This is a genomic window from Caulobacter radicis (assembly GCF_003094615.1).
In the GTDB taxonomy this organism is placed as follows: Bacteria; Pseudomonadota; Alphaproteobacteria; order Caulobacterales; family Caulobacteraceae; genus Caulobacter; species Caulobacter radicis.
On sequence record NZ_QDKO01000022.1, the window covers coordinates 1 to 23,844 of the forward strand.

Genomic DNA, 23,844 nt, shown 5'->3' on the forward strand with positions numbered 1-23,844 from the left:
CTTCTCGCGGTTGGACGAGGGCAGGAAGTCGATCAGGCGGCGCACCTGGGTCAGGGCTTCCAGGTCGTTCTCGAACGCCCCTTCGGCCACGCCCGACTTGGCCGCATGCACCCGCGCCCCGCCCAGTTCCTCGGCGGTGACCACCTCGTTGGTGACGGTCTTCACCACGTCCGGCCCGGTGACGAACATGTAGCTCGTATCCTTCACCATGAAGATGAAGTCGGTCATGGCCGGCGAATAGACGTCGCCGCCGGCGCAGGGGCCCATGATCACGCTGATCTGCGGAATGACGCCGCTGGCCAGGGTGTTCTCGAGGAAGATGTCGGCATAACCCGCCAGGCTGTCGACGCCCTCCTGGATGCGCGCCCCGCCGGCGTCGAACAGGCCGATGATCGGCGCCCCGGCCTTCATCGCCTGGCGCTGGACCTTGACGATCTTGGCTGCGTGCGCGCCCGACAGGCTGCCGCCGAACACCGTGAAGTCCTTGGAGAAGACGTAGACGACCTTGCCGTTGATCGTGCCCCAGCCGGTGACCACCCCGTCGCCGGGCACCTTCTGCTCGGCCATGCCGAACTCGGTCCCCCGGTGCTCGACGAACATGTCGAACTCCTCGAACGAATCTTCGTCCAGCAGCAGGTCGATCCGCTCGCGCGCCGTCAGCTTGCCTTTCGCATGCTGGCTGGCCACCCGCTTCTCGCCGCCCCCGGCCCGCGCCTGCTCCCGACGACGCTCCAGCTCTTCCAGGATGTGTTGCAAGGTCTTCGGCTCCACGCAGGGACTGGAACCAAAGGCGTAAAGAGCCCCGACGGGGCAGGCAAGGCGAAGCCGTCAGGCGGCGCGCGGGCCGAACAGGATGATCGCCGCGCCCGCCAGGCACACGGCCATGCCGATCAGGTCCCAGCGGTCGGGGCGAACCTGCTCGACCGTCCGCATCCAGACGATGGACGACAGGATGTAGATCCCGCCATAGGCCGCGAAGGCCCGGCCGGCGGCGACGGCTTCCACCCGGGTCAGAAGCCAGGCGAAGGCGATCAGGGCCAGGACGCCCGGGATGGTCCACAGCGCCGAGCGCCCTTGCCGCAGCCACGCCCAGAAGGCGAAGCAGCCGCCGATCTCGCAGATCGCGGCCAGGACGTAGACCAGCGCGCTTCTCACCGATCCGGCCTCAGCGACGAAGGGCGGCGAACCACCGCTCGAGCACGGCCGCCTCGACCGCCAGGTTGGCGGCGCGGGTGACGGCCTCGTGGTCGTCGCCCCACTGTTCGGCCTGGTAGATCTCGTCCAGGCGCGACAGGTCCAGCGCCTTCTGGCCGGTGATGCGGCCGGCGCGCAGGGCCAGGGCCAGGACGGTGGAGCCGAAGAGGCCGGCGGCGTAGGCCACGCCCGCCAGGCTGAAGTCGTCGAGCGTCAGGGCCAGGGCCTCCACCGTCGCCAGGGCGGCCGGCGGCTGCGGCGCGTGGATGATGCCGGTGACCGGCGCCAGCGCCACGCCGTGCTCGGCCTTGGCCCAGTCCAGCATCGCCCCCCATTCGCGCTCCTGGCGCTCGACCAGCGGCGTGGGGCCGTCGGCGCGATAGCAGAGCAGGTCCGAACCGGCGTAGGCGGCGACCTCGCGGGCGACCTCGGCCCGGGTCTCGGCGATGCGGTCGATGGCGGTGAAGGCCAGACGCGTGGCCGGCATGGCCGTGGAGTCGATGACCTTCTCCTGGGCCTCCCACTCGTCGGCGACGACCCGCGCCAGCGCCAGGGTCGGCAGGGCCAGCGGCTTCTTCTGCGGCGACTTGGGCGTGCGGCCGTCCAGCAGCACCGGATAGAGGCCGTCCTTGGCGTCGCCGGCGGTCGCGGCCTTGTAGAAGCGGCGCGGCTTTTCGATCAGGTCAGGCTTGTCGGACACGGGAACGGCTCATTTTCACGGGAAGCTGGCGACGGACTTGCGCGCCACGTGCGTTGAATGGTCGATCGGACGCCATATCGCAAGGGAGAGCCCGGCTTGAGCCTGCCGTCCAAGGACATGATGGCCGCCATCGCCGCCACCCGCTTCGGCCTGGGCGCCCGCCCCGGCGAGATCGAGGCGGCGCGGGGCGATCCGCGCGGCTTCCTGCAAGACCAGGTCCGCCGCGAGGGCGCGGACATTCCCAAGGACGACGGCGAAAGCGCGCCCGTGCGCTACGCCGCCTTCGCCGATCTGCGGCAGGAGCGCCGCGCCGCCCGCCAGGAGACGCGGATGGTCGCCGGGAACGACATGAAGCCGATCCCGCTGGTCGACGCCCCCGGCGCCAACGCCAAGTCCGACGCCCAGAAGGAGGTTCAGCGCTACATCCGCCAGAAGACCGCCGGCGACTTCCTGGCCCGCGCCCAGCTGGCGGCCGACACCGAGGCGGCCTTCCGCGAGCGCTGGGCGCTGTTTTTCGCCAACCACTTCACGGTGTCCCAGACCAAGCAGGCCGCCTCGATCGTCATCGGCCCGTTCGAGCGCGAGGCCATCCGCCCGCACGCCTTCAGCCGCTTCGAGGACATGCTGCTGGCCGCCAGCACCCACGCGGCCATGCTGACCTACCTGGACCAGGCCCAGTCGGTGGGCCCGAGCAGCCCGGCCGCCCGCTACCAGACGCGCAAGGGCCGTCGGACCGGGCTGAACGAGAACCTGGCGCGCGAGATCCTGGAACTGCACACGGTCGGCGTCGACGCCGGCTACAGCCAGGCCGACGTCACCGAATTCGCCCGCGCCCTGACCGGCTTCAGCATCGGCCGCGCCCAGGATCCCGACATCGGCGCCTTCGTGTTCCGCGCCAACACCCACGAGCCGGGCGCGCGCTCGATCCTCGGCAAGGCCTATGCGCAAGGCGGCGAGGACCAGGGCCTGGCGGTGCTGAAGGCGCTGGCGGCCGACCCGCGCACGGCCCGCCACGTCTGCGGCAAGATCGCCCGCCATTTCGTCGCCGACGATCCGCCGCCGGCGCTCGTCAAGCGGCTGGAGACGCGCTGGATCGAGACCGGCGGCCAGCTCGACGAAGTGGCCAAGGCCCTGATCGCCGCGCCCGAGGCGTGGGACCCGACCCCGGCCAAGATCAAGACGCCGTACGAGTTCGTGATCTCGACCTGGCGCGCCGTCGGCGGCCGGCCGGCGTCCTTCGAGCGGCTGAACCCCATCCTGACCAGCCTGGGCCAGAAGCCGTTCTATCCGCCCTCGCCCAAGGGCTGGCCCGACGAGGCGGGCGCCTGGGCCTCGCCCGACGGCCTGGTCAAGCGCATGCAGTGGACGCAGGGCTTCGCCGCCGCCGTGGCCGACACCCGCGATCCCGACGCCCTGGCCCGCTCGGCCCTGGGCGCGCGGCTCTCCGAGCCCACGGCCCGCGCCGTCGCCCGCGCCGAAACGCGCCGCGAAGCCTTCGCCCTGCTGGTGATGAGTCCGGAGTTCCAACGCCGATGACCGACCGCTCCCCCTCGCCTTCCCGCCGCTCGTTCCTGGCCGCCGCCGCCAGCCTGGGCGTGGCCGTCAGCTTCGTCGGCCGCCAGGCCCACGCCGCCGACGGCGCCAAGAAGCTGGTCGTCGTGGTCTGCCGCGGCGGCATGGACGGCCTGTCGGTGGCCCCGCCGATCGGCGATCCCGGCTATGCCGCCCTGCGCGGCGCCATCGCGATCAGGCCGGAAGAGGCGCTGGAGCTGGACGACACCTTCGCTCTGCATCCGTCGCTGACCAGCGTCCATGCCCTGGCCAGGCAGGGCCAGGCCCGGATCGCCCCGGCCATCGCCACACCCGACCGCGCCCGCTCGCACTTCGAGGCCCAGGACGTGCTGGAGACCGGCGAGGCCAAGGTCTACGGCGCCGACAGCGGCTGGCTGAACCGCACGCTGGAGGTGATGGGTCCTGGCAAGACCGAGGCCCTGTCGGTCGGGACCACCGCCCCTCTGATCCTGCGCGGCAAGGTGCAGGCCGCCAGCTGGTCGCCCGGCAAGGGCGTCGACGAGGCCGCGCGCCTGCCCACACTGCTGCAGGACCTCTACAAGGGCGACCCGCTGCTGGGCCCGGCCTTCGCGCGCGGGTTGGAGACCGAGGCCATGGCCCAGGCGGCGATGACGGCCCTGGCCCCCGCGCCCGCGTCGGCAACCGAGGGCGGGATGATGATGGCGTCGACGCCGGCCATGAGCCAGCCGGGCGGCCGTCCCGCCGACAACCGCCAGGGGCGCGAGGCCGCCCGCAAGCTGGGGTCGACCCTGGCCGGTTTCATGCGCCAGGCCGACGGCCCGCAGATCGCCGCCCTGTCGCTCGACGGCTTCGACACCCATGCCGGCCAGGTCGGCCAGATCGCAACGCGCCTGACCTATCTGGACGCGGTGCTGGACGGCCTGCACGAAGGCCTGGGACCGGAATGGAAAAACACGGTGGTAGTGGCCGTCACCGAATTCGGCCGCACCGCCCGCGCCAACGGCACCGGCGGCACCGACCACGGCACCGGCTCGACCGCCCTGGTGCTGGGCGGCGCGCTGAAGCGCGGCGGGATCATCGGCGACTGGCCGACCCTGGCCGAGCCGGCCCTGTTCGAGAACCGCGACGTGGCCCCGACGCTGGACATGCGCGGCCTGTTCAAGGGCGTGCTGATCGACCACCTGGGCGTGGACCGGGCGGACGTGGAGAAGAAGGTGTTCGTCGATAGCGCGGGGGCGAAGGCCGTGACGGGGTTGGTGTAGGACCCTCCCCCGAACCAAACACCCGTAAAATCCCCGCGAAAGCGGGGACCCAGGTGTTTTATCGTCGAGCGCCGCGCGTTTCAGAAAAAGCCTGGGTCCCCGCTTTCGCGGGGATTGTGCGGAAAAATAGGTTCGGGATTTTCCCTCACCCCGGAACCGCGTCGAAGGCCATGGTCAGGCGGCGCGCATCGCCGGTGAACGGCACGGTGCCGTGCCACATGTAGGACGGAAACAGCACCAGCGTGCCCGGCGCGGGCTTCACGGCATGCTCGGCCGCCAGCTTCGGCGCGGTGGCGCAGCCGGGCTGGCCGAACTTGATCCAGCCTTCGCGCTTGCCTGGATCATCCACGCCCGGCGGCAGGTCGATGTAGAAGGCCGACGACACCCAGCCCTGCGGATGAACGTGGTCGGTATGGAAGCCGTTTGGCTTGAGGCTGACCGACCAGCCGCCCTGCACCACCGCCTTGCCGGTGCGGCGGACGCGAAGGGGATCGCTCCCCTCGCCGATCTCGGCGACGTAGCGCTCGACGGTGGCGCGGGCGCTGGCGAAGAAGGCCTGGAAAATCGGCTCTCGCGAAGTATGCAGCGACTGCACCTGAGCGCCGCCGCGCAGCGACTGCTGAAGCGGGTGGGTTTCCAGGTCGTGCAGCTCTCCCAGGCGCTTGCGCAAGTCGGCCAGGAAGTTCTCCAGGTCGCTCCAGCCCTCTGGCGTCGGCAGGGTGTAGGGACGCACGAAGGCGTCGTAGTCGTAGAGCGCGCGGTAGCGTGGATCGCCAAGCATCCGCCAGGCCAGGGCTTGCAGCGACAGGGCGTGCTGGTCGTATGGAAAGGCCTGTAGCACGGAGCCCGCGACCGACGCGGCGGCGGTCGCGTCGCCGACGGCCAGCAGGGCCTCGGCCAGGCTCTTGAGCACCGGGGCCGCGCCCGGCGCCAGGCGGGCGGCCGCCTGGGCGTGGGCGAGGCCTTCCGCCGTCTCGCCCAGTTCGGCGGCGGCGTGGGCGGCGGTGACCAGCAGGTGCAGGTCGTTCGGGTGTCGGCGCAGGCCAAGCCGCAGGGTGTCCAGCGCCTGGGGCAGACAGCCAGCGAACTCCTCGACCAGGGCCTGCACATGCAGCAGGCGCGGATCGGACTGCCGCGCCAGGGTCGCCTTCAGCGGCAAGAGGGCGTGGTCCAGATCGGCGGTGCGCATCCAGCGCAGCTGGGCGAGATCCCGATGGGCGTCGACGAAGTTGGGACGGCGGGCGATCGCATCCTGGAAGATCGCCTCGGCCTCGTCGTAGCGGTGCTGGAACTGCACGGCGCGGGCCAGCACCAGCCGGGCTTCGGGCGCTTCGAGGCCCAGCGCCATGGCCTTGCGGACAGCCGCCTCGGCCTCGGCCTGGCGTCCGAGATCGCCGTTGGTGGCGGCCAGATTGTACCAGGCCAGGCGATCCTGCGGCGCGCCCCGGGCGGCCCGTTCGTTGAACGGCAGGGCCTCGGCATGACGGCCCACGCCCTTCAGCGCCGCCGCGTGGACGATCAGCAGGCCCGGCATGGCCGTCGGCCGCGCCGCGCCGGCCGCGGTCAGGGCGACCGCCTGCTCGGCCTGGCCGCGGCCGAGCAGGTCCCAGGCTTGCTGGACCAGGCCTTGGTTCATCGCCGCTTGGTCTGGCGGCGGGCGAACGGATCCTGGTCGGCCTCGTCCTCGGTGAAGCCGAACTTGGCGAAGCCGGCCTTCATCTCGGCGCTGAGCGGCGCCTCGACGTGCAGCATGCCCGCGCTGGGGTGCGGCAGCAGGATCGAGCGGGCGTGCAGCTGCAGCTTCAGCCCTTCCGACAGCTGGGCCGACTTCTCGTCGCCGTACTTGGGGTCGCCCAGGATCGGGTGGCCGATGGCCTTCATGTGCGCGCGCAGCTGGTGGGTTCGGCCGGTGTGCGGGCGCAGGGCCATCCAGGTGACGCGCGGGCCGGCGCGGCTGATGGTGACGAACTCGGTCTCGGCCGGCGAGGCGTCCTTGTCCTTGGGATCGGCGGGCACCACGATCTCGCGGTCGTTGAGGCCGCGCTTGGCCAGGTGCAGCTCGATGACGCCTTCCAGCGGGTGCGGGTTGCCCGCGACGATCGCCCAGTAGGTCTTCTGCGCCTTGCGCTTGGCGAAGGCGCCCGACAGGCGCGCGGCGGCGCTGGGCGTCTTGCCCAGCAGCAGCACGCCGGAGGTGTCGCGGTCGAGGCGGTGGACCAGACGCGGGCGATCGACGCCCTCGCCCCAGGCGCTGAGCAGCTTGTCGATGTGGTGGGTGGTCTTGGTGCCCCCCTGCACGGCCAGGCCCGCCGGCTTGTTCAGGGCCAGGACGTCCTCGTCCTCGTACAGCACCAGCGAGCGGGCATAGGCGATGTCGCGCGCCGACAGCTTGCCCTTCTCGGAGGGATCAGGCGCGTCGGGCAGCGGCGGGACGCGGATCTGGCTGCCGGCCGCCAGCTTGGTGTCGGCCTTGGCGCGCGAACCGTCGACCCGGACCTGGCCCGAGCGGAACAGCTTGTTGAGCTGGATGTGGTTCAGGTGCGGCCAACGACGCTTGAACCAGCGGTCCAGACGAACGCCGTCCTCCCCGCCGTCGACGTAGAGGGTGCGGACTTCCTTCATGCGGCGAACATCCTGCGGGCGAGATAAAGGCCCGCGAAAAGGGCCGCGAGCGCGATGATCGCGCTGGCGGCGGTGTAGGAAAAGGCCTGCCCGTAGGCGCGCCGCTCGATCATCAGAGCGGTGTCCAGCGAGAAGGCGGAGAAGGTGGTGAAACCGCCGAGGATCCCGACGCCCAGGAGCACGCGGAGCGTTTCCTGCTGTCCGGCCGCCCTGAGCGCCAGCCAGCCGGTCAGCAGTCCCATCAGGAAGCCGCCGACGATGTTGACGGTCATGGTTCCCCAGGGCCAGCCCGGGCCGATCCAGCGCAGCGCGGCCACGCCCACGAGATAGCGGGCGACGGAGCCGGCGGCGCCGCCCACGGCGACGAGAAGCACCTTGGTCATGGCCCCCTTATGCGCCGAGCGGCCATGATCGCCAAGGTGAGAACGCCAAGGCCGCCTTGACCTTGGCCATACCGACTGCATAGGTCGGCGCGCAACACTCGCGGAGATAGAGTATGCGTCTCATGCTCGTCATGCCCCTGGCGCCCTGGCTCCTGGCGCTCGGCGCCGCCCCGGCGCTGGCGCTGGCGTTCGATCCGCCCCTTCCCCCGCCCCTCTCCATTCCGCCGATCAGCGAAGCCCGACGCGAGCTCGTCACCCGGGTCGTCACCTACGGCCCCTCGCCGACCGTGGCGCGTTGCGCGACCCGGAACGTCGGGGCCGTGCATGGCGCTCAGTTCCCGCCCGAGGTCAATGTGGGCCTGGCGCCCAGGGGCTCGCCGCCCGGGGCTCCGACGCGCGACGATCGCCCGACCGCCGCCCTGACCTTCGCCATCGACGCCAACGGGGCTCCCGTCGACATCAGGCCAGCGGCGGACAGCATGACCTCGCAGGACATGGTCGCCGCGTTCGCGCGCTGGCGGTTCATGGTCGGCCCGCCGGTCGCCGACTGCCGGATCGAGGTGTCGCGCAGCTATACGCCGCTGTCCCAGGCCTCGACGGCGACGCTGCTGGAGATCGTCGCCAGGCGCCGCCGCGACGCCCCGTCGGCGGCGCGACGCGAGATCTCGGCGCGCGGCGACTGCGGCAAGGCTCCCCAGCGCCTGCCCGCCCAGATCAGCTATCCTGACCTGCGCTCCTTCGACGACCGCGACTTCGTCGCGCCCTGGGCCGGCCTGCTGTACGACATCGACGCCGAGGGCGAGGTGCGCAACGTCCGCGTCGTCGCCCAGGGCGGCGACCCTGTGCTCGCGGACCTGGCCGGCGCATCGGTGGCCGACTCCCGCTTCCATCCCGGGCGGCCGGTGAACGGCTGCTATGTCACCTACGCCGCCCGCCCCAGGCCCTCGGGAGCGCCCATGCGCTCGCCTGCCCGGCGCGCGCCCTCTCCCGCCGCCCTGCCCGCGCGCCCGGTCAAGGCCGCGGCTCCCGCCAAGGGCGAGGCGTGCGGCGTCACCCGCGAGGCCCTGAACATCTCGACCCAGGGCGCCTATCCGCCCGCGCTGGCCCGCGAACGCGTGGAGGGCTGGGCCAGCCTGCGCTTCGACGTTTCGCCCGAGGGCCGGATCGACGGCGTCCAGATCCTGGCCGCCCAGCCGGTCGACGCCTTCGGCGCGGCCGCCGCCGCCATGCTGCGGCGGGCGCGTCCGGCGCCATCGGCCGAGGGCGCCAAGGGCTGCGTCGTGCCGGTCAGTTTCGCGATGAAGGACCTCGTCGAGGATTAACGCCCCGAAACCAAAAAGGCCCTTATGGGGCAAGGCTTTGCGACAAGGTAAAGATGCCCTCAACCCTCTTCCTGCACCCCGGATTAACGGCGGCGGGCGCAACCTAGGGGCTCCACTCGCGAATCCCACGGTCAGATGCCCGCCTCCCTGCCTCCCAAGGACGACACGACCGAACGCCTGGCCCTGCCGCCGGCGATGCTGAACCGCCTGGCCGGCTCGGACCTGGTCGGCCGGGGCGCGGTCAACGTGATCAGCATCAAGGCCATCCGCCGCTGGGCCGGCGACTGGTGGGACCAGAAGCGCACCGACGTCTGGACCTATGTCGAGCGCAAGCTGAACGAACACCTGGATCGCGCCGACCTGCGCGGCCGGGTCAGCGAGGACGACTTCCTGATCGCCACGCACAACGACCAGGGCCTGTCGGCCCAGGCCGCCAGCATCCGCATCCTCGAGGACGTGCTGACCCACCTGCTGGGCGCGGCCGAGCTGCGCGACATCGGCGTGCGCTCGGTGATCGGCATCGAGGCCAGCGGCGTCGTCTGCCGCCCGATCGATCCCTCCGTGGTGCTGGCCGCCCGCGCCCGCCGCGACTCCGAACGCTCGCCGTTCCGCACCGACATCGACGTCAGCGACGAGATGCGCCGCACCCCGGTGGCCTTCACGACCAGCGGCGGCGCGGCCCTGCGCGTCGACTTCGCGCTGGAGCATGTGATCGGCCTGCGCCGTAACATCACCACCGCCATCCGCGTCGAACCGATCGTCACCCACCTGGGCACCGGCCGCTCGATCAGCGGCCGCGCGATCACCAAGCTGGCCGACAAGGACATCGCCTTCATCGACGAGGCGACGCTGCGCTACGGCGCGGCCTTCGCCAAGGCGGCGCAAGGCAACGAAAAGCCCGAACTGGTGCTGCCGGCCTCGTTCCGCACCCTGGGCACCCAGCGCGGCCGCGACCTGCTGACCGGCACCTCGGGCCTGTCGCTGGCCCTGCTGCGCGGCGGCGTGATGATCGAGCTGGTGGACGTCACCCGCGGCACGCCCGCCGGGCGCCTGCTGGAAGTGGTCGGCCTGCTCAAGGCCCTGACCCGCGGCGTCATCGCCCGCGTGCCGCCCGACAAGGAAGCCTTCAAGCACCTGCGCGACGCGCGCCTGGCCGGCCTGACGCTGGACGCCTGCGACCTGGGCGGCCCGGCCGAGAAGATCGCCATGGACATCATGGCCTTCGGTCGTGAGGCCCGGGGCCTGGCGCCGATGGTCAGCCTGCAAGGTCTTCCGGCGGAAGGCTACTTCGCCGCCGCCGAGACCGCCGGTCTCACCCACGCCTCGCTGCGGGCCACGCACCCCTACGCGGCGCGCAACGCGGCTTAGCCATCCCGCTGAGACCGGCCAGCGGTCTCAGACCCGGCCCATGCCCTTGCCGATGGTGTTGACGACGCTCTGGGCGTCATAGGCCTCGCCCGGCGGGCGCGGTCCCTTGCCGAACACGACCTCCAGCGTGGTGCTGAGCGCGGGCTTGGGGCCGAGGTTGAAGCTCGTGCCGACGCCCAGTCCCACCGACGAACGACGGCCATAGCTGCCCGAGCCGCCGCCGACCGAGAAGGTGGGGCCGCCCCCTCCCCCCGTCGACTGGGTGACGCGGTCGGCGACGCGGAACCAGGAATAGCCGTCGGCCAGGGCCAGTTCGGCCGCCCGCAGCAGAGCGTAGTCGGTGACCTGCCCCACCGGCGCGCCGGGGCCGCCGCGGAAGGTCACGCGGTAACGGCCGTCCTCCATCTTGTACTGGGCGAAGCCGACGTCCGAGGCGCTGGCCTGCGGGCGATAGATGGTGGGCTGGGCGGTGGCGCAGGCTCCGAGGATGAGAGCGCAGGCGACAAGAGCGAGCGGAGTCTTCATGGCGTTTCTCCCTTGCCTCTCAAACGGCCCGGCCAAGTTCAGCGTTCCGGCGGCGCCAAGTCCAGCTTTTCCAGCACGGCCTTGAAGTCGTCGGGCAGCGGGGCCTCGATGCGCCGCTCGCCGCCTTCGGGGTGCGGGAACACCAGCCGGGCGGCGTGCAGCATCAGGCGCGGCACGGGCGCGCCGGCCAGCATCAGCGTCCCGCCGTAGCGGCTGTCGCCGGCGATCGGCCGACCGATCGAGGCCATGTGGACGCGCAGCTGGTGCATGCGGCCGGTGTCGGGCGACAGCTCGACCAGCGCCGCCTGGCCGTTGGAGGCCAGCGTGCGATAGCGGCTGCGGGCGGTCTCGGCGTCGGGGTGATCGGGTTCGCAGACCCGCATATAGGCCTCGCGGCCGATCGACTCGCGACGCAGGGGCGCATCGATCTGGCCGCCGCGCGGCTCGGGCGCGCCGGGCGCGACGATGGCCAGGTAGGTCTTGCGGAAGCGCTTGCCCATCAGGGCCTTGCCCAGGAAGGTCGCCGCCGGCTTGGTGCGGGCGGTGAGGATCACGCCCGAGGTGTCGCGGTCCAGGCGATGGATCAGGCGCGGACGCGGCCGGTCGCGCCGGGCCAGGGCCCAGAGCAGGTCGTCCAGCGTGTGGGCCTTGATCCGGCCGCCCTGGCTGGACAGGCCGGCGGGCTTGTTCAGCACGAAGACGCTGTCGTCCTCGTGGATGACCAGCGAGCGAGTGAACGCGACCTCATCGGGCGTCAGCTCGATCGGGGTGTCGGAGGCTTTGGGCTTGGGCGGCGCGGGCGGACGGCGGGGCGGCTTGGACATCGCCGTCACTTACCGCCCCGGCGCAGTTGGCTCCAGTGGTCGAGGCGTTCCTTGACCTTGGCCTCGGCGCCGATCGGCTTGGGTTCGTAGAATTTCGGACGGGCCATGCCGTCGGGGAAGTAGTTCTGGCCCGAGACGCCGCCCTCGACGTCGTGGTCGTAGGCGTAGCCGTCGCCATAGCCGAGGGTCTTCATCAGCTTGGTCGGCGCGTTGAGGATGTGGGCCGGCGGCGTCAGGCTGCCGGTCTCCTTGGCGGCGCGGCGGGCGGCCTTGTAGGCGGTGTAGACGGCGTTGGACTTGGGCGCGCTGGCCATGTGCACCACGGCCTGGGCCAAGGCCAGCTCGCCTTCCGGGCTGCCCAGGAAGTCGTAGGCGTCCTTGGCGGCCGTGGTCAGCAGCAGGGAAAGCGGATCGGCCGCGCCGATGTCTTCGCTGGCCATGCGCACCAGGCGGCGGGCGATGAACAGCGGATCCTCGCCGCCCTCCAGCATCCGCGCCAGCCAGTAGAGGGCTGCGTCGGGATCGCTGCCGCGCACCGACTTATGCAGGGCCGAGACGAGGTTGTAGTGCTCCTCGCGGTCCTTGTCGTAGGCCGGGCGGCGCTTTTGGAGCAGCTGGCCCAGTTGCGTGGGGTTCAGCGGCGTGTCCGTGCCGATCGACAGCAGGGTCTCGGTCAGGGTCAGGAGATAGCGGCCGTCGCCGTCAGCCATGGCGATCAGCACCTGGCGGGCCTCGGCGTCGACCGGCAGCTTGCGGTTCTCGGCCGCCTCGGCCTTGGCCAGCAGGGCCTCCAGCGAGGTCTCGTCCAACCGCTTGAGCACGAACACCTGGCAGCGCGACAGCAAGGCGCCGTTGAGTTCGAACGAAGGGTTCTCGGTCGTCGCGCCGACGAGGGTGACGATCCCCTCCTCGACGAACGGCAGGAAGCCGTCCTGCTGGGCGCGGTTGAAGCGGTGGATCTCGTCGACGAACAGCAGCGTCGACTGCCCCGACTGGCGGCGCATGCGGGCCTGCTCGAAGGCCTTCTTCAGGTCGGCGACGCCGGAGAACACCGCCGAGATCTGCATGAACTCGTAGCCGCCGGCCTTGGCCAGCAGGCGGGCGATGGTGGTCTTGCCGGTGCCGGGCGGCCCCCAGAGGATCATCGAGGCCAGGCGATGGGCGGCCGCCATCCGGCCGATGGGGCCGTCGGGACCCAGCAGATGCTCCTGGCCCACCACCTCGTCGAGGCTTTGCGGACGCAGGCGGTCGGCAAGCGGCGCGGGCGCGTGAGGCGTCAGGCCGGCGGCTTGGAAGAGATCGGACATGGGAGAGGTTTAGGGGGTTCGCGCCCCCTCGGGAACCCTCTCCCCGAAGGGAGAGGGTCGAAGGCGTCAGGTCCGGAAGCGGGCCGCGATGCGCTGGCCGTTGCGTTCGATGACGACGTTCCAGGTCGCCGCGTCGCCGCGCGTGGCGGCGGCCAGGTCGGCGGTGGTGTTGATGGCCTTGCCGTTGACCTCGCGCACGAAGTCGCCCGGGCGCAGGCCCGCGTTCAGGGCGAAACCCTGGCCGACCTTGGTGACCAGCACGCCCTTGCCGGCGAAGGCGTCGGCGCCGATGTCCTGGGCGGCGGCGGGCGACAGGTTCATCACCGTCGCGCCGTCGAAGGGGTTGCGACCGCTGATCGTGCGCTCGTCCTTGGCCGGCGTTTCGGGCGCGGCCTCGGCGCGGATGGTCAGGGTCTGTTCGCGGTCGCCGCGACGGATCTGCACCGGCACGCGGTCGCCGACCTTGTGGGTGCCGATGGCGAAGGCGCCACCGCCCTCGTCGTTCACCGCTTGGCCGTCGATCGACAGGATGACGTCGCCTTCCTTGATGCCGCCCTTGTCGGCCGAGGCGCCGGGATAGACGTCGGAGACCAGCACGCCGCGCGGGGTGGTCATGCCCAGGCTCTTGGCCAGGTCGCCGGTGACCGGCTGGCCGCGCACGCCCAGCCACGGCCGCACGACGCTGTGGGCGCCGCCGAGCGCGGTCGAAACCACCTGCCTCACCACGGCCGCCGGGATGGCGAAGCCGACGCCGCTGGACGAGCCCGAGCGCGAGATGATGAAGGTGTTCACCCCGATCAGGTCGCCGTCCATGTCGACCAGCGGGCCGCCGGAATTGCCCGGGTTGATGGCCGCGTCGGTCTGGATGTAGCTGCCGAACTCGGCCGCGCCGACGTCGGTGCGGGCCAGGGCCGAGACGATGCCGTTGGTGACGGTCTGGCCGACGCCGAACGGGTTGCCCATGGCCAGGACGAGGTCGCCGACCTCGAGTTGCTCCTGGTCGTCGATGGCGATGGTCGGCAGGCGCTCGCCCTTGGTGTCGATCTTCAGGACGGCCAGGTCCGAGCGCGGGTCGTCGAGCAGCACCGTGGCCGGGAACTCGCGCCGGTCGGCGAGCTGCACGGTGATGTCGCTCATGTTCTCGATATTGTGGTGGTTGGTGATGATCACCCCGTCGGCGCGGACGATGGCGCCCGACCCCAGCGAGCCCTGCACCTGGGCGCGCGGCGTGCCGCCGGCCCCGCCCATGAAGAAGTCCCAGAACGGGTCGCGCGACTGCTGGCGCTGCACGACGCGGCGGCTGGCGACATTGACGATGGCCGGGGCCGTCTTCTTCACCACCGGGGCGAAGGACGACTTCATCGAGCCCGGATCAGTGGGCGCCTTGCGGGTGGGCTGGGCGAGTTCCGGGATGGACTGGGCCTGGCTGCGCGAGGCCGGATCCGAGCAGGCGGCCAAAAGGGCCAGGGTCGGAAGCAGGACGCGAAGGGCGGGCTTGGACAAGTCGATGGCTCCGTCAGATCTTGCGGCGCGCCCGGCCTGCGAGAGCCAGGCACGCGCTCTCGCCCCTTAAACAGCGAAGTTTTCGGGCGCAATCAAGGCGTTCAGCGCGCGGGATCAAGGCCCGGTTCCCCGACCGCCAGCGGACGGGCCTTGCGGGTGTTCAGGATCACCATCAAGCCGCCCAGGGCCAGCAGGCCGGCGATGACCAGCGGCAAGCCCGGCAGGTGCAGGGTCTGCTCGTGGCGCACGGCGAAGGCCAGCGACAGGCCGTAGAGCGCCGGACCGATGATCGCCGTCAGCCCCATGATCGCCGAGTTGGCGCCTTGCAGCTGGCCCTGCTCGCTGGGGCCGACGCGCTTGGTCATCATCCCCATCAGGCCGGGCTGGATCAGGGCGGCGAAGGCGCTGACGGCGAGGCCCGAGGCGAAGATCCAGCCGTTGGGCGCGAAGGCGAACACCGCGAACGAGACGACGAAGCAGACGAGGCCCACGATCACCGCTCCGCGCTCCTTCAGCCGATCGACGATCGGCCCGATCAGCAGGGCCTGGACGATCACGCCCAGTATGCCCGACAGCATCATCAGGAGGCCGATCTGGGCGGTGTCCCAGCCGTAGCGATAGCCGGTGTAGAGCACGAAGACGCTGGGATAGGCATTGTGGGCCAGCTGCATCAGGAAACTGACCACGCCCAGGCGCGGCAGGTCGGGGTGCGAGCCCAGCAGCTTCAACGAGCCGACGGGGTTGGCCTTCTTCCAGTCGAAGCGGGCGATGCGCTTTTCCGGCGGCAGGGATTCGGGCAGCACCAGCAGGCCGTACAGCCAGTTCAGCAGGGCCATCGCGGCCGCCACCCAGAACGGCAGGTGCAGGTCGATCTTGCCCAGCAGGCCGCCCAGCGCGGGGCCGGCGATGAAGCCGACGCTCCAGGCCGCGCCGATCAGGCCGAAAGCCTTGGCCCGTCCCTTTTCGGGCGTGACGTCGGCGATATAGGCGCCCGCCGCCGAGAAGCTGGCGGCCGTGGCCCCATGGATGATGCGCCCGACGAACAGCCACCACAGGGTCGGAGCCAGGGCCATGAAGATGTAGTCGATCCCGAGGCCGAAGATCGAGATCAGGATCACGGGCCGTCGCCCGAAGCGGTCGGACATCATGCCCAGGATCGGCGAGCAGAAGAACTGCATCGTCCCCCAGACCATGCCGAACGCCGCCGTCCACTGGGCCGCCATGTCGGTCTGGCCGCCGGCCATCTGCTTCACCAGGCTGGGCAGGACCGGGATCATCAGGCCCAGCGACAGCACGTCCATCAGGGCGGTGACAAAGATGAAGCCCAGCGCCGCCTTGCGGGCCGGATGAGCGATAGGTTCGGACATGGAGCCTCCCGGGGGCGGGATGTTTGACCGCCTGTCGGATAATCGGCAAGGGCGTTGCGTCCTTCGAGGCTCGCCTTCGGCTCGCGCCTCAGGATGAGGAATTCAGGGCAAGGACGACCTCATCCTGAGGCGCCCGCGCAGCGGGCCTCGAAGGACGCGGGATCCGTCAGCGGACATGCGCGGCCAGCCCCTCCAGCAGTCCCGTCCACCACTGGCCGTGGCGCAGGAGGAACAACTGGTCGGGAAAGCCGTGGCGGGCCACGTGGTCGGCCGGCACGGTCTCCCAGCCGCGATGCTGGACTGTCACCCGCGTCTCCGCGCCGACGGCCTCGAAGGTGACCTCGACCTCGGTGTCCATGCCGGGCGCGAACGCGGCCTGCCGCCAGCCGAACACCAGCCGCTCGCCGCGCGTCCAGACCCGCACGCGGCCGATCTCGAACGTCTTGCCCGAGGCCAGGCGCTCGACCAGGCGCGCGCCCTCCCCTTGCCCCTCGAAGGCCAGCACGCCCGGCGAGCGCGGCGTGAACGAGAACAAGGGATTGGGCCGCCACCAGGCGCCGATCTCGCCGACGAAGACGTCGAACACCCGCTCCGGCGCGGCCTTCATGCGCAAGGCCACGAGGATGCGGGCGCTCATGTCTCCTCAGCCTCGACATGAGCCTTCAGCGCCAGCAGCTGGTCGCTCCACAGCGCCTCGGCGGCGGCCGCCCAGGCCTTCAGCTCGGCCATCGGCTCGGGTCGCAGGGCGTAGACCCGCACCCGGGCGTCGAACGGCGGGTGGCTCTCCTCGACCAGCCGCGCCTCGCGCAGGGCCCGCAGGTGGCGGCTCATGGCCGGCGGCGACAGGCCGAGCGCCTCGGCAAGGTCGCCGGCCCGGCGCGGACCGTCGGCCAGCAGTTCCACCGTCCGCCGGCGATGCGGCTCGGCCAGGGCCGCCAGGGTGCGGTCGAGACTCACGCCCGGCCGTCCAGTTCGGCCATCAGCCTCTTGCCGGCCTTCAGCCGCCAGGCCTGTTCGAGAGCGCTCTTCAGCGTGATCTCGTCGACGGCGTCGAGCACGACATTGGTCGCCCCCTTCAGGCCCCAGCCGCCCTTGACCGGAACGAAGGCGGCCGGCTCGGCGGCGACCAGCATCTCCTGCAGGTCGCGGGTCAGCTGCACCATGCCGAACCCGGCGTCGGGATAGCCCAGCGTGGCGAAGATCCGCCCGACGCGAAAATCCGTCGTGCCCATGTGCGCGCCCTCGACCACGCCCGGCAAGGCCAGAGCCAGGCGGCGAAAGTCTTCCGGGCTCACGCCCAGCCCTGGATCTTCAGGCCGGTGGCGGCCTCGGCCTCCTCGCGGGTGACGGCCTTCACCGTCTGGCCGACCGTCCAGATGTGGCCCTCGAGGTCGCGGCAGCGATAGGTGCGGTCGCCGTAGAACTGGGTGGCCGGCTCCATCAGGATCTCGGCCCCCGCCTCGCGCGCCCGTTCGCAATGGGCGTCGACGTCGTCCTCGATGTGGATATGCACGGTCTGGGTGTTCTTGCCGCCCAGCGAGGCCGGGCTGGCGTGGTCGGCGCTCCACTCGTTGCTGACCATCACGTTGGCCTCGCCCAACGTCATCTGCGAGTGGGCGAGATTGCCGTCGCCGTCCTCGATCAGCAGCACGAGCTCGAAGCCGAACGCCGCCTCCAGCCATTTCAGGGCGGCCTTGGGGTCTTTGTAGCAGAGAGCCGAAGTCAGGCGGGTCATGCGCGCCTCCCATTGCGTTTCGACGCAATATTTAACGCATAACGCAATTATATGGGCAAGCAAAAAGGGCGGAGCCGATGCCCCGCCCTTTTGCTTCGATCATTGCCGATGGATCAGCGCAGCGCGCCGGCCACCGGGGCCAGCTGGCCGTCGACCTTCTCGGGGCGCACGCCCGTCACCTTGGCCAGCAGCGGATAGACGTCGACATTGTCGAACACCGGCAGGGTCTTGCCCGACTTGAAGGCCGGACCGCGAGCCACGAACACCGCCTGCATCAATGGATCGGCGTTGTCGAAGCCGTGGGCGCCGCCGTCGCGCTCGGGGCTGGTGCGCTTGGCCTGGGACTCGGCGGTGGTGATGTACCAGCCGGTCTGGGCCGAGCAGACGATCGGCGCGATGCGGCGGTTGGTTCCATAGTGCAGGCGGGCCGGGATCCTGGCCTTCTCCCAGCAGGTCATGTGCGCCTGCGGCTTGGTCAGGGCGACGGCGACCGCGGCCTCCTCGCCCTTGTTGGGATAGATGCCGGCGATGGCGCCCAGCCCCACATAGCGCAGCTTGGAGAGGTCGACCGCCTCGTCCAGCACGACGCGCTGCTTGCCCGGCAGCGGGGCCATGCCGTGGTCGGCGACGATGACGATGTTGGTGGTCTCATAGAGGCCGCGCGCCTTCAGGCCTTCGACCAGGCGGGCGATGGCGGCGTCGACGTCGGCCGCGGCCTTGCGCACCTCGGCCGAGTCCGGGCCGTAGCGGTGGCCGGCGCTGTCGACGATGTCGAAATAGAGCGTGGCCAGACCCAGGGGCGCGTCCTTGGTCTCGTCGATCCACGACAGCAGGGTGTCGACGCGATCATTCGAAGGCTTCTTCTGGTCGAACACGGCCCACTTGGTCGGGCGCACGCCGTCGATCTGGGCTTCCGAGCCCGGCCAGAACATGGTGCCGGTCCTGACGCCCTGCTGCTCGGCGCTGACCCAGATCGGCTTGGCCATCTCCCACCAGCGGCTGTCGGTCACCGCGTCGCGGTTGCTGAGGGTGAAGGTCACGCCGGGGATCTGCGGATCCTCCATCGTGTTGCCGACAATGCCGTTGTGGTCGGGGCGCTTGCCGGTGACCAGGGTGTAGTGGTTGGGGAAGGTCAGCGACGGAAACGACGGGCGCATGGCCGCGCGCACGCCGTCGTCGGCCAGGGCCTTCATGGCCGGGGTGTCGCCGCGGTCCAGGTAGTCGGCGCGGAAGCCGTCGATCGAGACCAGGATGGTCAGCGGCGCCTTGGCTACGGAAGCCTGGGCCGAGGGTCCCTCGCCCACGGGGCGCGGCGCGGTCGCGCAGCCGGAGAGGACGGCGATCGCCAGGAATGCGGCGAAGCGGGAAAGAACGGTCATGGCCGGGCCCTGAAGCAAAGAGTCCCGCCCCTATAGGACAGCTCGGCGACAATTCGTATTGCAGGCGCCAAACAACTTGGCCGACCTGCGTTCCATCGCCCATAGTCGCGGCAAGTTCATAAGGGAGTCGTCCGATGTCGCCGCGCCAGGCCTGCGCCGCATGAGTTTCGCGCTCGAGGCCGAAGGGCTGACCAAGACCTACGGCGCCGTGCGGGCGCTGGACGACCTGACCCTCAAGATCCCCGCCGGCGGGGTGTTCGGCGTGCTGGGTCCCAACGGCGCGGGCAAGAGCACCCTCTTCCGCATCGCCATGGGCTTGGTGCGGCCGACCTCGGGCGTCGCACGGCTGTCGGGCTCGCCGGCCGGTCACGCTTCGTCTCTGCGCCAGGTGGGCGCGATGATCGAGACACCGCGCTATCCGCCGTACCTGACTGCACGTGACGCGCTGAAGATGCTGGCCCTGCAGAGCGGCGCCCGCGACGTCGACATCGACGGCTGGCTGGATCGCGTGGGCCTGTCCGGCGCGGCCGACCGCAAGACCTCGACCTATTCGGTGGGCATGAAGCAGCGGCTGGGCCTGGCGGCGGTGTTCTTCACCCGCCCCACCCTGGCCATCCTGGACGAGCCGACCAGCGGCATGGATCCGGCCGGCATCCAGGAGATCCGCGAGCTGATCCGCCGCCTGGCCGCCGAGGAAGGCGCGACAATCATCCTGGCCAGCCACCAGCTGGACGAGGTGCGGCGCGTCTGCGACCGCGTGGCCATCCTGGCCAAGGGCAGGCTGGTGGCCGAGGGTCCCGTCGAGACCCTGGCCGGGCGCAAGCCGGCCCTGCACCTGGTCGCCAGCCCCGTGGCCCAGGTGCTGGAGATCCTCGGCGAGCAGGGCGCAGCAGACGGCCCCGACGCCGTCCTCGCCCAGATCGAGCGCAACGAGGCCCCCGCCCTGATCCGCGCCCTGGTCGGCGCCGGCGTCGACATCCACGAGGCCCGCTGGCGCGAGGCCGACCTGGAAAGCGCCTATCTCGACATCCTGCAAGCCAAGGAGCCGGCCGATGCTCGCTGACGCCATCTCGGCCGAACGCTTCCGGCTGCTCAAGGACCGCGGCACGCTGTTCTGGGGCGTGCTGTTCGCCCCGATCGCGGGCCTGGCCCTGAACATCGGCGGCGAACTCTTCGCGCGCAGCCTGATGAAGGGCGCCCCGCCCATTCCGGTCGACCTGATCGGGCGGATGGTCAAGGCGCTGGCCGACGGGGCCTCGCCGGTGGTGGGCCTGTTCGTGCTGATCCTGTCGACGGCGGTGCTGGCCGGCGACTATCGCTGGGAGACATGGCGGCTGCTGACCCCGCGCAACGGCCGCGTGAACCTGCTGCTGGCCAAGCTGGCGACGGTGGCGGGCGCGGTGGCGATCAGCCTCGTGCTCTACGCCCTGGCCGCGGCCCTGGGCGGCCTGTTCAGCGCCGCCACCAGCGGCGGGCCCCTGGTGGCCTATCGCGGCTCGGCGGGCGTCGACCTGCTGGGGACCTTCGCGATCAGCTGGCTACAGCTGATGGTGCTGGTGGCGCTGTCGGCCGTGGTGGGCGTCGTCACCCGCTCGACCATGGGCGCGCTGATCGTCGGGCTGGTCTTCGCCGCCGTCCAGTCGATCGTCGCAAGCCAATTGCATGAGCCCAGCCTCAAGGCCCTGGCGATCCCGGCCTTCTCGGGCGACCTCCTGAAGACCGTGCTCCTGACGCCGCGCAGCGTCGTCGACGAACCGGCCCCTTGGGGCCTGGCGCTTGGTTTCCTCGCGGCCTGGCTGGCCGGCCTGTCGGCGGCGGCCCTGGCCCTCTTCCAGCGGCAGGACCTGACGCGGGAATGACGAGATCGGTTTTCCTCCCCGCCGCCCGGCTTTCGTGGGCGGCGGCCTTCATGGCCTTTGCCAGCGCCGCCTGCGCCGCCCAGCCGGACTTCATGCTCTCGCCCGAGCAGCAGGCGACCATCGAGAAGGCCGCCCTCGCCCGCGAGGCGGCCCTGGCCGAGGCGCGCAGGCTGCCGGCGCCGACGCCCGCCGCCTCCCCCACCGAGCGCAAGCCCGCCGCCTGCCGGATGACCTCCATCGCCGACGTCGCGCTGTGCCGCGAGAAGGTGCGGCTGCAAGGCAAATGGGTCGAGCGCGACGTCCGCTACGTGCGCGGCGCGGGCGGCGTGGGCTGGCTCGACTTCCAGGGGACCTACGAGGTCGTCGCGGGCCGCTACCGCCTGTCCTCCGACGCTCGTGGCGAGGCCCTGCGGCTGTGCTGGGAGCGTGACGCCCTGACCTGCGACACGGTGCTTGGGCCGCGTATCGACCAGTATGGCGGCGACGACCGCTACGTCGTCATCGCCCGCCGAGACCTGCCCGACGAGACGCCGCTGTTCTTCTACGTCGAGGCCCAGCCCGACGGCCCGGGCAAGGTGCATGGCCCGCTTACGTCCAGCGCTTTCGCACGCGATAAGCTGAAGCTGGCGCTGCCCGAGTTCGACGGGATCATCGTCAGTCGATGATTGCATGCTCCCTCTCCCAGAGGGAGAGGGCCGGGGTGAGGCGTTACGGCGTCAGACGGAGCTCCGGCACATCGTCCAACCTCGTAACCTCTCATGGCTTCGCCACGGGCCCCTTCCTCTCTCAAAGAGAGAGGGGTCGTACTCCGAACAGCAAAAAGGCCCCGGATCGCTCCGGGGCCTTCTCGTTTCAGCCTGGGCTGAAGATCAGTCTTCGGCTTCGTTGGCGTAGACCGGACCCGAGTCCTTGCCCTTTTCCGAGACGTCGCGATCGACGAACTCGATCACGGCCATCGGGGCGTTGTCGCCGTAGCGGAAGCCGGCCTTCAGAACGCGGATGTAGCCGCCCTGACGGTCCTTGTAGCGCGGGCCGAGGACGGCGAAGAGCTTGCCGACTTGTTCGACGTCGCGGACCGAGCTGATGGCCTGACGACGAGCGTGCAGGTCGCCGCGCTTGGCCAGGGTGACCAGCTTTTCGACGATCGGACGCAGTTCCTTGGCCTTCGGCAGGGTGGTGACGATCTGCTCGTGCTTGATCAGCGAGGCCGACATGTTGGCGAACATGGCGGTGCGGTGAGCCGAGGTGCGGCCGAGTTTGCGGTGGGCGTAACCGTGACGCATTTTGTATCTCCTGGGCTCTTGGCCCGAGCGGCGCGAAAGAAGCGCCTGTTGTCACCAGTCCCAGCTCGCTTCCCGGCCGGGTCAGAACGAAGCGCCGGGGCCCTCCACCGCTAGGCGGCTTCAAAAGGCCCAGGCCGCCCTCCGGTCCCGAAGGAACGGAAGGCGGCCCGGATTCAGCGCGATAGTCGTCTTAGATCTGGTCGTCGAACTTCTTGGCCAGGTCTTCGATGTTTTCCGGCGGCCAGTTCGGCACGTCCATGCCGAGGTGCAGGCCCATGCCGGCGAGAACTTCCTTGATCTCGTTCAGCGACTTGCGGCCGAAGTTCGGGGTGCGGAGCATCTCGGCTTCGGTCTTCTGGATCAGGTCGCCGATGTAGACGATGTTGTCGTTCTTCAGGCAGTTGGCCGAACGGACCGACAGTTCCAGCTCGTCGACCTTCTTGAGCAGGGCCGGGTTGAACGGCAGCTCGGGCTTCGTTTCGTCCGCGGCCTTGGCCTTGGGCTCTTCGAAGGTGATGAAGATCTGCAGCTGGTCTTGCAGGATGCGAGCGGCGTAGGCCACGGCGTCCACCGGGGTGACGGCGCCGTTGGTCTCGACTTCCAGGGTCAGCTTGTCACGGTCCAGGCGCTGGCCTTCGCGGGTCGGCTCGACCTTGTAGGCCACGCGCTTGACCGGCGAGTACAGGGCGTCGACGGCGATCAGGCCGATCGGCGCGTCTTCCGGACGGTTCTGGTCGGCGGGGACGTAGCCCTTGCCGGTGTTGACCGTGAATTCCATGCGCACCGAACCGCCCTCGTCCAGCGTGCAGAGCACGTGGTCGGGGTTCAGGATTTCGATGTCGGCCGGGGTTTCGATCTGGCCAGCGGTGACCGGACCAGCGCCCGAGGCGCGCAGGGTCATGCGCTTGGGGCCCTCGGCGTGCATGCGCACGGCGAGTTGCTTGATATTCAGAACGATGTCGACGACGTCTTCACGAACGCCCTCGAGCGAGGAGAATTCGTGCACCACGCCATCGATCTGGATGGCGGTGACGGCGGCGCCTTGCAGCGACGAGAGGAGAACGCGACGCAGGGCGTTGCCGAGCGTCACACCGAAACCACGCTCGAGCGGTTCAGCGACGATGCGAGCCTTGCGGGTCGCGTCGGCGCCGGTTTCGATCTGCGGCTTCTCAGGACGGATCAGCTCGTTCCAGTTTCTTTCGATCACGTGGTGTCCCTTGAACGCGACTCGCCGGCCGCGTTTGACGCAGCCGGCGAAGGAGAATTGGATCTAAAAAATACTAGACGCGACGGCGCTTGGGCGGACGGCAGCCGTTGTGCGGGATCGGCGTGACGTCGCGGATCGTCGTGATGGTCATGCCAACGGCCTGCAGGGCGCGCAGGGCCGATTCACGACCCGAACCCGGACCCGAAACGTTGACTTCCAGGGTCTTCACGCCGTGTTCCGCAGCCTTCTTGCCCGCGTCTTCGGCGGCCATCTGAGCGGCGTACGGGGTCGACTTGCGCGAGCCCTTGAAGCCCATCATGCCGGCGCTCGACCAGGAGATGGTGTTCCCCTGAGCGTCCGTGATGGTGATCATGGTGTTGTTGAACGAGGCGTTCACGTGCGCCACGCCCGAGGTGATGTTCTTGCGTTCGCGCTTTTTAACGCGACCCGGTTCCTTGGCCATCGGTCAGG

Annotated in this window: 26 protein-coding genes and 1 pseudogene; 8 read left to right on the top strand and 19 right to left on the bottom strand. The window is 70.4% G+C overall.

Annotation, left to right across the window (positions count from 1 at the left end; genetic code table 11):
* From DDF62_RS13970 to DDF62_RS13980, 3 genes are all read right to left on the bottom strand, one after another.
* The coding region (locus DDF62_RS13970) for an acyl-CoA carboxylase subunit beta (protein ID WP_279629666.1) at positions 1-756 on the bottom strand (756 nt) is incomplete at its 3' end.
* A 72-nt stretch (positions 757-828) separates the two neighbouring features.
* A complete protein-coding gene (locus tag DDF62_RS13975; protein WP_116489670.1) occupies positions 829-1,155 on the bottom strand; it encodes a YnfA family protein in 327 nt (108 codons plus the stop codon).
* A 10-nt stretch (positions 1,156-1,165) separates the two neighbouring features.
* Positions 1,166-1,894 carry an ATP12 family chaperone protein gene (locus DDF62_RS13980; protein WP_116489671.1) on the bottom strand — a complete coding sequence of 243 codons (729 nt, stop codon included), beginning with the start codon at positions 1,892-1,894 and terminating at the stop codon, positions 1,166-1,168.
* Positions 1,895-1,990: 96 nt separating this feature from the next.
* On the opposite strand from DDF62_RS13980, the gene DDF62_RS13985 reads away from it, so the two are divergent.
* On the top strand, positions 1,991-3,430 hold the full coding sequence (locus DDF62_RS13985; protein WP_244286820.1) for a DUF1800 domain-containing protein: 1,440 nt from the start codon (positions 1,991-1,993) through the stop codon (positions 3,428-3,430).
* Positions 3,427-4,689 (top strand): DUF1501 domain-containing protein, encoded by a 1,263-nt coding sequence (locus DDF62_RS13990; protein WP_116489673.1) that lies wholly within the window; start codon positions 3,427-3,429, stop codon positions 4,687-4,689. The genes DDF62_RS13985 and DDF62_RS13990 overlap by 4 nt, the downstream gene beginning before the upstream one ends.
* A gap of 145 nt (positions 4,690-4,834) precedes the next feature.
* Here the strand turns inward: DDF62_RS13990 and DDF62_RS13995 are convergent, their stop codons facing one another.
* From DDF62_RS13995 to crcB, 3 genes are read right to left on the bottom strand one after another with little or no spacing between them, the layout of a single operon-like run.
* Entirely contained in the window at positions 4,835-6,325 is a 1,491-nt protein-coding gene (locus DDF62_RS13995) for a putative 2OG-Fe(II) oxygenase (protein WP_116489674.1), read from the bottom strand.
* Complete coding sequence (locus tag DDF62_RS14000) at positions 6,322-7,311, bottom strand: RluA family pseudouridine synthase (RefSeq protein ID WP_116489675.1); 990 nt, start codon at positions 7,309-7,311, stop codon at positions 6,322-6,324. Before DDF62_RS14000 ends, DDF62_RS13995 begins: the two co-directional genes overlap by 4 nt.
* Entirely contained in the window at positions 7,308-7,694 is a 387-nt protein-coding gene (gene crcB / locus DDF62_RS14005; RefSeq protein ID WP_116489676.1) for a fluoride efflux transporter CrcB, read from the bottom strand. The genes DDF62_RS14000 and crcB overlap by 4 nt, the downstream gene beginning before the upstream one ends.
* A 113-nt stretch (positions 7,695-7,807) precedes the next feature.
* On the opposite strand from crcB, the gene DDF62_RS14010 reads away from it, so the two are divergent.
* Both DDF62_RS14010 and DDF62_RS14015 read left to right on the top strand, forming a co-directional pair.
* Complete coding sequence (locus DDF62_RS14010; protein ID WP_133244924.1) at positions 7,808-9,016, top strand: TonB family protein; 1,209 nt, start codon at positions 7,808-7,810, stop codon at positions 9,014-9,016.
* A 135-nt stretch (positions 9,017-9,151) separates the two neighbouring features.
* Entirely contained in the window at positions 9,152-10,384 is a 1,233-nt protein-coding gene (locus DDF62_RS14015) for a hypothetical protein (protein WP_116489678.1), read from the top strand.
* 27 nt (positions 10,385-10,411) lie between these two features.
* On the opposite strand, the gene DDF62_RS14020 is transcribed toward DDF62_RS14015, so the two are convergent.
* The 5 genes from DDF62_RS14020 to DDF62_RS14040 all read right to left on the bottom strand — a co-directional run bounded on the left by DDF62_RS14020 (position 10,412) and on the right by DDF62_RS14040 (position 15,910).
* Positions 10,412-10,909 carry a CC0125/CC1285 family lipoprotein gene (locus tag DDF62_RS14020; protein ID WP_116489679.1) on the bottom strand — a complete coding sequence of 166 codons (498 nt, stop codon included), beginning with the start codon at positions 10,907-10,909 and terminating at the stop codon, positions 10,412-10,414.
* A 38-nt stretch (positions 10,910-10,947) separates the two neighbouring features.
* Positions 10,948-11,733: an RluA family pseudouridine synthase gene (locus tag DDF62_RS14025; protein ID WP_116489680.1), complete on the bottom strand. Its 786-nt coding sequence runs from the start codon at positions 11,731-11,733 to the stop codon at positions 10,948-10,950.
* 5 nt (positions 11,734-11,738) lie between these two features.
* Positions 11,739-13,040 carry a replication-associated recombination protein A gene (locus tag DDF62_RS14030; protein WP_116489681.1) on the bottom strand — a complete coding sequence of 434 codons (1,302 nt, stop codon included), beginning with the start codon at positions 13,038-13,040 and terminating at the stop codon, positions 11,739-11,741.
* Between the two features lie 66 nt (positions 13,041-13,106).
* Positions 13,107-14,543: a Do family serine endopeptidase gene (locus DDF62_RS14035; RefSeq protein ID WP_116489682.1), complete on the bottom strand. Its 1,437-nt coding sequence runs from the start codon at positions 14,541-14,543 to the stop codon at positions 13,107-13,109.
* Positions 14,544-14,644: 101 nt separating this feature from the next.
* Positions 14,645-15,910 (bottom strand): TCR/Tet family MFS transporter, encoded by a 1,266-nt coding sequence (locus DDF62_RS14040; RefSeq protein WP_116489683.1) that lies wholly within the window; start codon positions 15,908-15,910, stop codon positions 14,645-14,647.
* 41 nt (positions 15,911-15,951) lie between these two features.
* Here DDF62_RS14040 and DDF62_RS25605 point away from each other — a divergent pair.
* Positions 15,952-16,072: pseudogene (locus tag DDF62_RS25605) on the top strand (hypothetical protein); the annotation flags it as partial.
* A gap of 4 nt (positions 16,073-16,076) precedes the next feature.
* Here DDF62_RS25605 and DDF62_RS14045 read toward each other — a convergent pair.
* The 5 genes from DDF62_RS14045 to DDF62_RS14065 form a co-directional block, all read right to left on the bottom strand.
* Complete coding sequence (locus DDF62_RS14045; protein WP_116489684.1) at positions 16,077-16,547, bottom strand: SRPBCC domain-containing protein; 471 nt, start codon at positions 16,545-16,547, stop codon at positions 16,077-16,079.
* The gene (locus DDF62_RS14050) at positions 16,544-16,867 is read right to left on the bottom strand and encodes an ArsR/SmtB family transcription factor (RefSeq protein WP_116489685.1); all 324 of its coding nucleotides are present in this window, start codon (positions 16,865-16,867) and stop codon (positions 16,544-16,546) included. The genes DDF62_RS14045 and DDF62_RS14050 overlap by 4 nt, the downstream gene beginning before the upstream one ends.
* Complete coding sequence (locus tag DDF62_RS14055) at positions 16,864-17,205, bottom strand: MmcQ/YjbR family DNA-binding protein (protein WP_116489686.1); 342 nt, start codon at positions 17,203-17,205, stop codon at positions 16,864-16,866. Before DDF62_RS14055 ends, DDF62_RS14050 begins: the two co-directional genes overlap by 4 nt.
* Complete coding sequence (locus tag DDF62_RS14060; RefSeq protein ID WP_116489687.1) at positions 17,202-17,645, bottom strand: VOC family protein; 444 nt, start codon at positions 17,643-17,645, stop codon at positions 17,202-17,204. The genes DDF62_RS14055 and DDF62_RS14060 overlap by 4 nt, the downstream gene beginning before the upstream one ends.
* Before the next feature lie 113 nt (positions 17,646-17,758).
* Positions 17,759-19,024 (bottom strand): alkaline phosphatase family protein, encoded by a 1,266-nt coding sequence (locus DDF62_RS14065; protein WP_116489688.1) that lies wholly within the window; start codon positions 19,022-19,024, stop codon positions 17,759-17,761.
* A 160-nt stretch (positions 19,025-19,184) separates the two neighbouring features.
* Between DDF62_RS14065 and DDF62_RS14070 the strand changes: the two genes are divergently transcribed.
* Genes DDF62_RS14070 through DDF62_RS14080 form a run of 3 tightly spaced genes read left to right on the top strand, consistent with a single transcriptional unit; the run spans position 19,185 to position 21,548 of the window.
* A complete protein-coding gene (locus tag DDF62_RS14070) occupies positions 19,185-20,087 on the top strand; it encodes an ABC transporter ATP-binding protein (protein ID WP_116489689.1) in 903 nt (300 codons plus the stop codon).
* Positions 20,077-20,883 (top strand): ABC transporter permease subunit, encoded by an 807-nt coding sequence (locus tag DDF62_RS14075; RefSeq protein WP_116489690.1) that lies wholly within the window; start codon positions 20,077-20,079, stop codon positions 20,881-20,883. The genes DDF62_RS14070 and DDF62_RS14075 overlap by 11 nt, the downstream gene beginning before the upstream one ends.
* A gap of 50 nt (positions 20,884-20,933) precedes the next feature.
* Positions 20,934-21,548: a hypothetical protein gene (locus tag DDF62_RS14080; protein ID WP_133244925.1), complete on the top strand. Its 615-nt coding sequence runs from the start codon at positions 20,934-20,936 to the stop codon at positions 21,546-21,548.
* Between the two features lie 204 nt (positions 21,549-21,752).
* Here DDF62_RS14080 and rplQ read toward each other — a convergent pair whose 3' ends face one another.
* From rplQ to rpsK, 3 genes are all read right to left on the bottom strand, one after another.
* Positions 21,753-22,166 (bottom strand): 50S ribosomal protein L17, encoded by a 414-nt coding sequence (gene rplQ / locus DDF62_RS14090; RefSeq protein ID WP_101715823.1) that lies wholly within the window; start codon positions 22,164-22,166, stop codon positions 21,753-21,755.
* Between the two features lie 190 nt (positions 22,167-22,356).
* Positions 22,357-23,373, bottom strand: coding sequence for a DNA-directed RNA polymerase subunit alpha (locus DDF62_RS14095; RefSeq protein WP_101719247.1), 1,017 nt, complete (start codon positions 23,371-23,373; stop codon positions 22,357-22,359).
* 73 nt (positions 23,374-23,446) lie between these two features.
* Positions 23,447-23,836, bottom strand: a complete 390-nt coding sequence (rpsK, locus tag DDF62_RS14100; RefSeq protein WP_058348453.1) for a 30S ribosomal protein S11 — start codon at positions 23,834-23,836, stop codon at positions 23,447-23,449.
* Between the last annotated feature and the right edge of the window lie 8 nt (positions 23,837-23,844).